At 56.8% G+C, this 10,102-nt stretch carries 11 protein-coding genes; all 11 read right to left on the bottom strand.

The genetic code is table 11. The features are described from left to right. A partial coding sequence (locus ACHHRT_RS01650; RefSeq protein WP_395497023.1) for a conjugal transfer protein TraF occupies positions 1 to 695 on the bottom strand: 695 nt, incomplete at its 3' end. Beyond that, positions 649 to 1,125: a S26 family signal peptidase gene (locus ACHHRT_RS01645; RefSeq protein WP_395497021.1), complete on the bottom strand. Its 477-nt coding sequence runs from the start codon at positions 1,123 to 1,125 to the stop codon at positions 649 to 651. The genes ACHHRT_RS01650 and ACHHRT_RS01645, both read right to left, overlap by 47 nt. Beyond that, positions 1,097 to 1,432, bottom strand: coding sequence for a hypothetical protein (locus ACHHRT_RS01640; RefSeq protein WP_395497020.1), 336 nt, complete (start codon positions 1,430 to 1,432; stop codon positions 1,097 to 1,099). Before ACHHRT_RS01640 ends, ACHHRT_RS01645 begins: the two co-directional genes overlap by 29 nt. Continuing rightward, a complete protein-coding gene (locus ACHHRT_RS01635) occupies positions 1,417 to 1,590 on the bottom strand; it encodes a hypothetical protein (RefSeq protein ID WP_395497018.1) in 174 nt (57 codons plus the stop codon). The genes ACHHRT_RS01640 and ACHHRT_RS01635 overlap by 16 nt, the downstream gene beginning before the upstream one ends. Positions 1,591 to 1,600: 10 nt before the next feature. After that, positions 1,601 to 2,008, bottom strand: coding sequence for a single-stranded DNA-binding protein (locus tag ACHHRT_RS01630; RefSeq protein ID WP_395497017.1), 408 nt, complete (start codon positions 2,006 to 2,008; stop codon positions 1,601 to 1,603). Positions 2,009 to 2,028: 20 nt separating this feature from the next. Further along, on the bottom strand, positions 2,029 to 2,886 hold the full coding sequence (locus tag ACHHRT_RS01625; protein ID WP_395497015.1) for a type-F conjugative transfer system pilin assembly protein TrbC: 858 nt from the start codon (positions 2,884 to 2,886) through the stop codon (positions 2,029 to 2,031). Next, positions 2,837 to 3,901, bottom strand: a complete 1,065-nt coding sequence (locus ACHHRT_RS01620; RefSeq protein WP_395497013.1) for a TraU family protein — start codon at positions 3,899 to 3,901, stop codon at positions 2,837 to 2,839. The genes ACHHRT_RS01625 and ACHHRT_RS01620 overlap by 50 nt, the downstream gene beginning before the upstream one ends. Further along, entirely contained in the window at positions 3,898 to 4,545 is a 648-nt protein-coding gene (locus ACHHRT_RS01615; RefSeq protein WP_395497011.1) for a hypothetical protein, read from the bottom strand. The genes ACHHRT_RS01620 and ACHHRT_RS01615 overlap by 4 nt, the downstream gene beginning before the upstream one ends. Before the next feature lie 54 nt (positions 4,546 to 4,599). Beyond that, positions 4,600 to 5,694 (bottom strand): conjugal transfer protein TraN, encoded by a 1,095-nt coding sequence (gene traN, locus ACHHRT_RS01610; protein WP_395497009.1) that lies wholly within the window; start codon positions 5,692 to 5,694, stop codon positions 4,600 to 4,602. Then, positions 5,691 to 7,706: a hypothetical protein gene (locus ACHHRT_RS01605; RefSeq protein WP_395497007.1), complete on the bottom strand. Its 2,016-nt coding sequence runs from the start codon at positions 7,704 to 7,706 to the stop codon at positions 5,691 to 5,693. Before ACHHRT_RS01605 ends, traN begins: the two co-directional genes overlap by 4 nt. Then, positions 7,639 to 10,095, bottom strand: coding sequence for a TraC family protein (locus ACHHRT_RS01600; protein WP_395497005.1), 2,457 nt, complete (start codon positions 10,093 to 10,095; stop codon positions 7,639 to 7,641). Before ACHHRT_RS01600 ends, ACHHRT_RS01605 begins: the two co-directional genes overlap by 68 nt. Positions 10,096 to 10,102: the final 7 nt, after the last annotated feature.

Below are 10,102 nucleotides of genomic sequence, written 5' to 3'. Positions count from 1 at the left end.
TTAATAAGGAGCAGGGTTGGGGTGCGTTGCACCCCGAACTGAACCGCCAGGTCCGGCCGAGCCATGATATCGATGGGCTTAACCTCCCAGCCGTGCCGGGCAGTGAAATATCCCAGAATCTTTTGTTGCTCGACACAAAAGGTGCAGCTCGGATCGGTGAAGAACAACAAAGCGTGATCGTGTCGAGCAGCGGCAACGACACCGACAATCTCCTGGCGCTGCTGTTGGACCCTGGCCCTGACCCCCGGCATGGCGACGGGGTATGCCTGGCTCTGGTCAAATTCACCGTGCTTCTGGGTAACGTAGGCAGCCACGTTGGTGAATGCCAAAGCCTTGCGCCGGGCAATATCCTGGATGGTGATGTATTCCAGCATGTTTTCCTCGGTGGGTCGGCGCACGGCCTCCTTTTGCAGATCCATCAGCAGGGTGTGGAAGTCATCCGGGTGCATATCCCATAGTTCTTCCATGCTAAAAGCATGTAGCGAGGGAATCGGCCGGGCCGGAATCTCCTGCTCCATCTCTTCAATTTCCAGCTCAATCGGCGGATCTTCATACCAGAACCAGCCACGCTTGGTGTCCTGGTAGAACAGCGCGGGTTGGCCGGTGGCAGCCGGTGGAGCCGCCAGCAGGCCGAACAGCAGCAGTCCGCTACCAAAAAGGCCAGAGAGGATATGCTTTGTGAGTGATCTCTTCAATGTCGATAAACCCCATATAGCGGCTGTCATAACTGCGTTGATGGTGGCCGGACATGAATACCCTGCCGGTCGGCACCACCCCGTTGAACTGCCATTGCGGCAGCGGCTCGCCCAGACTGTTGACGGTTAGTGCCCGGCCCAGGAATTCTCCGTTGCAGAAGAACTCGCCTTCGATCACGTTGAGCCGGTCACCGGGCAGGCAAGCCGCAAACTTGGTCAGCCGGTGTCCGTCGTAGGGGAACACCAGGTAGTCGCCGGCCTGGATGCGATGTTCGACCGGTCTGCCCCCGAGGAAGAAGAGCTTATGCCTGACCGACTCACCCAAGGCCAGGCTCAGGCGGCTCGGCAGGATGGCCCCCAAAAGCACGGCCACCAGCATCACAAGCAGGAACCCTTTTTCCCTAGGGTTTAAGTTCGATATCCTGAGCATTTCTCAGCACCACCTCTTTGAGAATTACGACATGATTGCCAGGCACACTGGTCAGGGACACTTCCAGACTGTCAAGGGCGGCTCGCAGGCCATTGTCGTCAATCTCGCCGGCCAGCAGCCGGTCACGCTGCTCCTGGATGAAACCCTTGAAGTCCACCGCAACCACCTTCTGGGCGTATCGCTGGTCGTACAAGCCGACGGCAAGGGTGACCGTCATCAGGCTGATCAAGACGGTGAGCGTGATCACCTCAAGGTAGCCGGGTCCGGGCCGTCCGTTGGTGGATTTGGTTGTTATTTTTTCTTGCATGCAGGCACCTCTTTTTTTTCTCGCCGGCAATAATCAGCCAGCGCGTCGAGCAGCACCTTGCGCAGGGTACTCTTTTTCAGAACTACTATCGCCCTGGCTTCTCGCCACAATGGCACTGGAATCTCACGCAGGTAAAAGCTGGTTTCATTCTCAGGCATCGCAAACCCCTCAGAACGGAACATCGTCGCCTACAGGCGGCTCGGGCAACGGAACGTTTGAATCCATGCTGGGGGGGACCGCCCGGTCGGCGTTCTTGGGGGTAAGCTTTTTCATGTCGCGGACGACGATCTCGGTCGCCCAATGATCCTCGCCGTCCTGGTCTTGCCATTTGCGCGTCTGAATGCGCCCCTCGATGTAAACCCTGGTGCCCTTCTCCAGCAGCTCGCCGCACACTTCCGCCATCCGTTTGAAGGCGACGATCCGGTGCCACTCGGTCTGCTCATGCTTATTGCCGTCCGGCTTGCGCCAGACCTCGGTGGTGGCCAGGGAAAAGGTGGCTACGGGATCGCCGGCCTGGGTGTGGCGGATTTCCGGGGCAGCCCCCAGGTTGCCGATGAGGATGGCCTTGTTGATCATGGTTTTTCTCCTTCCTTGAGTTAATTGGTTCCCTGCAAGGCCCGGATCAGGCCGGCCAGGGTTTCACTTTTGGCTTCGCGGTTTATTCGCTCCAACAGGTAATCCAGCGCGGCGTCACCCTCGATGATGAAGGCCGAGCCGGATGGTTGCTCAATCTCGACCGAGGGTACGTTGGCGGCATAAACCACCGCGGGGGCCCTGGTGATGCCATATTGGCGGAACAGCAAGGGGTTGATCTGGATGTTCACCTGGAAAAGGTCGCATTTAGCCCGGGTGGGATTGCAAGAGGGGTCTTTTTTGCGCAAATTTTGCAGATATTGAATGGTCGGACGAATTTTCTCCATGCCGCCAATGAAGCCGCGCATGACCATTATCAGGTTGGGTTCTTGCGCCCGCTCAATCATGGTCATGTAATTTTTCAGAGTGCTTTCCGGCACCGAGCTTGAAATAAGGAGGTACACCCGTTCATGGTCAGCCAGCAGGCCGGGCACAAAATCATTGGTGGCCTCTGCCCCATGATTTTGGCCGTATTCGTTTAGCACATCGGCAAAAATGGTTTCCCTGAGCCGCTGTTCCTCCCTTTTGATTCTTGCTTGGTGTTCAGGAGCGTTGAACTGTCGAAAAAGCTCTTCGGCAGCCTGTCGGGCTTTTTCGGCATGGCTTGATTGCTGATCCGGCATTTCCAAGGACTTGGCCAGTTCCTCGGCCTGGCGAAGCTGGTTCGCAATATCGCTCATGCCCATGTTCGACTCCTGGCCAGAGGTGATATTGGCCCAGAGGAGGCAGGTTAGAGGCAATATGGTTATCAGTTTTCGCATTCTCTTCTCCCTATGACGCGCAGCAGGCCCGCTTCCAAAACAGCATCCAGAGAAATTCATCTCCAGGACCTTTGGCGCCTCGGTAGGGAGGGTTTAGCCCGGTGCCGTAGAAAAACTGGCTTTTGCCGATGGGATAAGCGGTCCTGCGGACAGCCGGCCGCACAGCGTGCAGCTTGTAGTTGCTTTTGCGCCAGATCGGCATGGGCACACAGTAACAGAGGTCGATTCCGGCATCACAAACCAGGAGCTGGCGGTGCAGCTTATAGAGCAGCCTGGCGGCCACGCCGGCGTTGGCCTGGATCAGATTCTCGTTGTCGATGTGGCCGGTCATGGAGTAGGCGCTGCCCGAGCTGCCGATACACCAGTACATGGCGTCCAGGGGAGCCCAAACATTGACCGCGACGGAATCGGCAATGCAGGATATCTGGGCAATGGGATTGGCGAACAGGATAGCCTCGGGATGGATAATGGCAGAGGCTTCGGCATCCTGCCAGAGGCTGTCCAGCTCAGTCATGTACCCGAGGTCCATGCCGCCCCCATCGACACACCTGGTGTCGGTGAACATGCCCATTATGGCCCAAACCGGGAATATCCAGTAGTGGGCCTGGGCAAAGCTGCTCATCTCCTGAGAGGCTGGGTCCATTTCCGCGTTTTTGCCGGACAGGTAAGCGCCACTGAAGCCACCACCGGCTCCCTCCTCCCCGGGGGCTCCCTCCCCCCCGGGTCCTCCCTCCTCCCCGGAAGATTCGTCAAAGTGCTCTCCTAGAAAAGGGAAATAGTAAGGGGTGGCCACGGTTTCGATCATTCGAGCCGGCTCCCACATGCTCAGGGGAACTCCGTAACGAATGGCCTCTTCACTGTATTGGCAGTAACAAGTGGGCTCGGAGGCCGCGTCATCGTTGTCATAGTTGTTGCTGCCGGTGATTTCGACTCCGCCAATTTTGATCGGGAAAATCTCATTCCAGGAGACTTCGGAGATCGGGTTCATCATGCTCCCGCTCTTGATGCCGGCTTGGGCCGGACAAACTCCAGCCAGCGCCAGGATGGTGATGATTGGGAAGATTTTGGTTTTCAAGGTTGCTCCTGCTGGTCTTCGACGTAAACCTCTTGAACCTCAATGAATCGGCCTTTTTGTCTTACAACCGACGGCACTGAGGTCAGTCTGAACCGATCTGCCATTGGTGGGGACAGATAAAACACGGGGCGTTCCAAGGCTCTGATCAGCCCGATATAATCGCCGTCGGTGAGTATCAGCCGGACCCGGAAGTCGTCCGCATGGTCGGAGGCGGAGAACCACTCCACCTGAAGGGGATCGGAACCGTTAATGACCACGAAAATGCTGGTCATGGACACATAGTCCAGGGGGTTGAAGGTGAATCCCTTGGGGTAGAGAATGCCGCCCTTGCCGTCCGGGATATCCATCTCCAGGCTGTAGGTCATATCCACCAGGAATACCCGGTCGCGTTGTGTCTTGGGCAAGGTCCGCAGATCGGTTGGTCGATACTGGCTTATTGTCTGCCGCATCTTCTCCTTGTCGAATACCGACTCCCAATCCACCCGGGCTGCCGCCTCCATTATCTCGGCCAAGGCATCCTTTTCGGCCAAATCAAAGGTCTGGCCCGCCGTTCCCAGATGCTTTGCGGCCATGGCCATGGTGGTAGCCGCGGCCATGGTGCCCACCATCAAGATCGCGGCGATGACAGTTTTTGCTCTCGGCATTGAAGTCAAAATCCTCCTACCCCCTTTTATCCGGCGCCGGAGAAAATAGTTTAGCTACTGGGTGTGCTGGAAAAAGTCTTGCATGGCCTCAATGGCCTGCTGTTGCACGGTTTCCGATGCAGCGTGGGTGATATCGCCCGTGAACTCGCTTAGGTCGATCTGGGAAAAATCGAGCATTTGAAATTCTTCCGGGGAAAACCCCTCGCAGTTTGGAGTCTCGGGCGTTCCCCAACCACCGTTGATGCCGAATTTATGGAGTTGCGGCCGGCCCTGCTGGTTGATGATGCGGGCCAGCTTGGAGTTGAAGACGCAGTAAACGTTTGTCTTCTGGATGCAGCCGATCAAGGGTATTCTGGTCTTGCAGTATTCGCCGACGTAATGGGTGACCCCGGCGCTTATGGCCTGGGCGGTTTTGAGGCTTTCTTCTCTGCAATACATAAGTTCCACGTCGGGGAAAACCTCAACTCCGTCGGCGGCGGTGGTGGTGCAACAATTTCTGTAGAGGGTGGCGGCTCCAGGAGGTTGGCATTCGCCGGGCCGCCCGGTGAAGATTCTAATAAACCCCAGGCACGCCCCGGTTTCTGGGTCTATCTCACCATCATCCCGCAGGTATGAGGGGTCGCCATCGGTCTGTTCAGGCCCGCCGGTCAGGCCCACGTCAACACAGGTAATCGGCGAGCATTTGTTAACCCCGTTGCCGTCATCAGCGCAGATGAATTCGTGGCCGTGAGGGCAGTCGTAATCCCCCAAGTAACAGGCCCCCTCGTCAGGGTCGTATGTGCCCTCCAAGCACACAGGGGGCCTTTCGCAGCGATGTCTCCCGGCAACATAGTGATATCCCCACGTGCAACCGAGAAACAGTGAAACCGGTCGGTAACAGACATCAAGCGTGGCATCCAGAATACCTCCGCTGGGGCAGGTGGGTTCGGCAAAAGATGGCGTGCACGTGACGGCATCATGGGGGCAGACTCCGTTTATGCAGTCGATTACCTCGCCCTCTCCCCCCAGGTAGTCGTCACCATCCAAATCCTTGCTGCACACTTCGTCGTTCCAGAGATCGCCTAGATCCGCCCAAGAGGGTGGTGGCGTCAGGAGCGACAAGCACAAAGCAAGGGTTCCGGCAAGACCAATACGCTGATGGAATTTCATTTCTTGACCCCATCGGAACAGATCATATCCTTACCCGCACTATCCAGTGCGCTCATAATGGACGCCGCTTCGGCGAACTCATTAAGGCATCCGCATGGGGTGACGATCTCCTCACCGGGTTCAACGGGGCAGGTGACTTGATCAACGCAGGTACGGTAAAAAAAAGACCAGCTTTGAATGGAGATCTGATAGGTTGCCCTGGTCCCCGAAGGGGAGACTTGGGTGTCCTCCTCTGGGGCCCTGGTTTTGCAGACGTGCAGACAGCTATCGGTGGCGGGTAATTCCGGCATGACGATGGTTCCAGACTCGCCCTGCCAGGTTTCATAATGGATGGTGTTGCCTGGCTCATTGGCCAGGGTGGAGCGGACAACGGTGTTCGCGGCCTTCATTATGTCGGTGAAATCGAAAGCGCTGTCACCTTGACACAAGTATTGGCGATCCTTTTTCCACCAGTTGCGAGTTATGGTCTGGCTGCAGATCCCCGACCCGAAATCACGGCTGCTGGGCAAGGGGTTCAGGAAGGTGGGGTTAAATGAGGTGTAGGTGGTAACTCCATCCACGTTTTCATGGCGCAGGTTGCAGCCTGAGTCGTTTGCCAAGGACAAGCAACTGTCGTTGATAGACTCGGTGGTCAAACACGGGTTTTCAGATTCGTTTTCGATTTTAACGATTAAGCTGCTGTTGAGCCACCAGCTGCCCGGATCGCCAGCCCAAGCCCATATTTCAAAGAAATAATCACCAGCGGAAGGGGCGGTAAAGGATAGCGTTCGCGCGTTGTCTTCTCCGTAGCCCCAAGGGTAATGCGCTTCTGATACTCTCCAGTGGCCGGCGTATATTGAATTGACCCGTAAGCCGATGCCGGCATTCGTGAGCTGAGAGGTGCCTGGGCTACTGTTTTTAATCAGCAGCAGCAAAACTTCATCGCCCTCATGGAGTGTAAATGTGGTGCTGAAACGAGGGGGAACAGCCACGGGCTCGCCCATCCACGGCATTGACCTCATAAAATTATCTCCCGACAGATGTGTGAATCCGCTGACGTAAGAATCCGTTCCAAGTGGCCAATTAGCTAAATAATCCTCGCAGATAGATCGTACCGAGTTGTATGTGCCGCGTTCGCAAAATGGCCCCTCTGCGCTGATCAGCCTGGTGATCGAGCATGAAACGGTTTCATGTCCGCCCCCTCTTGATTCGTAGCTGGTCAGGATGGCGGAATAGAGACTGTCCGGATCTGATGCCTGTGTCGCTGCCTCCATCTCCGCCGCCACGGTCAACTGTTCAGGGTTCTGGTAAAATTCCGCTTGGGGGCTGGTACCGGTTCCTCCTGCCGGGCTGGAGGTATCCTGCCCGTAGTAGGCAATGCTCGGGCCGTCGATACTGGCCTGGGTTACGATGTAACTGTCTTTGCGCTGCTGAATCGCACTAACAATGCCGCCGCCCAGATGTTTCAGGACCATGCCCAGGTTACTCCAGACCAGATTAGAGCCGCAGGACTGGTTGATGCAGTAGCACCCCCCTAGGCTGTTCAGGCTGGTTTCCGCAATGGTCACTCGTCCGAATTCGTCCGCTGTCCACTGGTGGTGGGAGCAATTGTTCCAGGTGCCGGGGTCGCACGAGATGACCCCATTGGCACACACCCCGGACACAGGTGCCGTCACGCTGAAGGAATAATCTGTGGTTCCCGAGAAATCCAAGTCTTGAAAGAGCTGAACATTCAGGTCGCCAGTGGCTTCTGGCTGCACCAGCACCGTCACGAAAGAGGTGGAAGATGGGTTGATGGTTGGGACACTGAAAGTGGACTCGCCGTCCACTGTTTGCATTTCGCCGCCGCCGGTTAATGGGAGTGAAAACCGTTCATTGATCCCCGCCCCGTAGTCGAGATAATCCAGCACCATTTGACCTGCCTGCACGCCTCTGGCATAGGGGTCATTCTCCGCCTGTGCCTGTTCAACACGCCCGGTCAGACAGCTTAGGAGTGCGATGGCGGCGCACCATTTCCCTGATTGCTTCGTCATAGGTCATTCCGTGTTTCTTGATCAGGCCCTCGATCTCGGCGATCTCGGCGGCCTCTGAGGTGTAGATATAGTAGGTGTAATCATTGACGGCCAGGCGCAACACGCCGGCCCCAAAAGGAGTGTCCAGGAACAGCTCGGAATATTTCGGCTTGGCCGACTTGACGCTCTTGAGCAAGCTCATGGTGAAGTCATCGTAGTCAATCAGTCCCTTTGATTGGGCGACCTCGAAGTTGGGCGATTCCAGAAAAATCTTGAAAGCCGAGTTTGATTTAATGACATCGCCAACATCCCCGAACGTCTCCAGGTCGGTGATGGACTGTGTGATCACCATGAATGCCCCCCGGTATTTCCGGGCCCGGCGGTAACCTTCGGCGATCACCGCCGCCATCATCGCCGCCCGGCCCAGGAACTGCCATGCCTCATCGAAGATGACAAAGCGGGGCCGGGAGCGGTCGGACAGGTACAGGTCCTGGGTAACGGCGTTGATCACCAGCAGGGTGACTACCCGGTACAGATCGGGGTGGGTTTTGAGGTTTTCCAGCTCCAGCACCACGAACTCGTCGGATCTGATGTCGAAGTTGCTGGGGCCGACGAAAAAGCGGGCATGGGCGCCGTGACTGGTGAATTCGCGGATGTTGAAGGCCAATTTGCGGGCCGTTTCAACCAGTTGCTGATTGTCACCGATATCGGTCAGGCCGGCATCGTCCACCGCCGGAAACCGGGTCAAAAACTCATAGACGGTATTGGAGTCGGCTTGGTTGTTCCGGCGATTCCAGGCCCAGCGCACGGCGTTACGCAGCAGGTTCATTTCGGTGTCGTCGGGCTTATCGGTGTCCGAGTTGGAGTAGGCCATCTGGGCGAATACTGCTACCACGCTTTTAAGTTCCTCCTCGGCGTCCTGGATATGGGTGAAGGGGTTGAGGCAGATGTCGATCTCCGGGTTGAAGTCCAGATAGCGGGCTCCCAGCATGGTGGACATCTTCTTGTAGGAGCCGCCGATGTCGATGATCCGGATCAGGGCGCCGGTGGCAAAATAGTTGAAGGCGATGAAGTTCACGGCGAAAGATTTGCCGCCGCCGCTGCTGGCGCAGCAGAAAATGTTCTGGTTCGACGCTCCCGAATCATAAAAATTGAGTCCCGCCAACTGTCCTTTGCGGCCCAAAAACAGCAGGACCGGCGAGCCGGCTCCCGGATAGTCGCCCTGAACCGGCAGCAGAGCGGTGACGGTGGGCGCCGGGACAATAAAGTCGCGGTCGATGCTTTGGAGATTCTTATCGTTGTTGTAAAGCCCGAACGGCAAGGAAGCTAGAAACAGCACCTTGAGGATATGGCTCTCCTGTTGCATGACATAATTGTTGTTTTCCCACAGTCGGCGGACTCGGGCCAAGGAGTCCCTGGCCCGCTCCAAATTGCTGCTCCAGGCCCAACAGATCGGCATCACCTTTACGAATTGCACCCCCCGCTCCAAGTCGTCGGCCGCCGCCAGGTGTTCCTCCTGTTTGCGTTTCAGCGACGGGGACAGCGAGCCGACACCCTGCTGGCTGAGGATCAGGTTACATTTGGCGTGGAGTTTGGTGGCAAGCGGCTCGAAAATGACGTTGACCACATACATGAACGGGGTCTTGATCTGGTCGGCGTCGGACACCAGGCCCTTGATGCCCCCGACCAGGGTGTTGGTCTGGAGCGGGTCCACTTTTTTGGGAAAGACCCGGGGAGTGGCACAAAGGAAGTGGTTTTTGCCGATCAACAGGTGGTCGCCATGGTCTTTGATCGGGGTGTCGGCGTTAATCACCTGTTTGCGCAAGGGAAGCATTTCATCGTATTGAGCGAAGTTCTGGTCCGGGTAGTCCAGGGGGTAGAGGTTGATCAGCCGCCGGCACCACTCCAGCAGCGCCCCGGGTGGCATGTGTCGTGGTTGGAGCTGGGCGGCAAACAGGGTTTCATTGATCTGTCGCTTGATCTCAAGGATCAGTCCGTCACGAAGCTTGGTTGGGATCTTCACGCTCACCAGCAGTCGAAAGTTACGCAGAGGGATATCCCCGCAGCTCTTAACCCCTTCTTTGCCGGCCAGGATGAAATCACGCACAGCTTGAGTGTTGTTTTCGATGAGGGGGTTGTCACGAACCCGGCTGGCCTGGTAGCCATCCAGGATGGGCTCGATATGTGGGTCGGCATGAAAGATGAATTGCAGCACCGAACCCTCGGGCAGACCTGCCCGGAACAGGCCCTCAAGGGTGTTCAGTCCCTTATCGCCCAGAAATGCCACCGGCTTGCACTCCCAGAGCAGGCCAGTGGTGTTGTCCTGGTTGCGGTAGGACTCGGTGTCAGGGTCATACACCTCGAAGTTGAGGAAGTTGGAGAAGGGATGGCGGTAGGTAAGCTGCTCCAAGTCCGCG

Source organism: Desulfurivibrio modestus (genome assembly GCF_044068625.1).
Lineage (GTDB): Bacteria > Desulfobacterota > Desulfobulbia > Desulfobulbales > Desulfurivibrionaceae > Desulfurivibrio.
The sequence above is the reverse complement of the archived record's forward strand: the minus strand, read 5'-3'. Positions and strand labels throughout refer to the sequence as shown.

Bases quoted from the DNA above. Each gene is read 5' to 3' on its own strand.
- ACHHRT_RS01630 (WP_395497017.1), bottom strand. From the start codon at position 2,008: ATGATCAACAAGGCCATCCTCATCGGCAACCTGGGGGCTGCCCCGGAA.
- ACHHRT_RS01625 (WP_395497015.1), bottom strand. From the start codon at position 2,886: ATGAATTTCTCTGGATGCTGTTTTGGAAGCGGGCCTGCTGCGCGTCAT.
- ACHHRT_RS01640 (WP_395497020.1), bottom strand. From the start codon at position 1,432: ATGCAAGAAAAAATAACAACCAAATCCACCAACGGACGGCCCGGACCC.
- ACHHRT_RS01635 (WP_395497018.1), bottom strand. From the start codon at position 1,590: ATGCCTGAGAATGAAACCAGCTTTTACCTGCGTGAGATTCCAGTGCCA.
- traN (WP_395497009.1), bottom strand. From the start codon at position 5,694: ATGAAATTCCATCAGCGTATTGGTCTTGCCGGAACCCTTGCTTTGTGC.
- ACHHRT_RS01615 (WP_395497011.1), bottom strand. From the start codon at position 4,545: ATGCCGAGAGCAAAAACTGTCATCGCCGCGATCTTGATGGTGGGCACC.
- ACHHRT_RS01605 (WP_395497007.1), bottom strand. From the start codon at position 7,706: ATGACGAAGCAATCAGGGAAATGGTGCGCCGCCATCGCACTCCTAAGC.
- ACHHRT_RS01645 (WP_395497021.1), bottom strand. From the start codon at position 1,125: ATGCTCAGGATATCGAACTTAAACCCTAGGGAAAAAGGGTTCCTGCTT.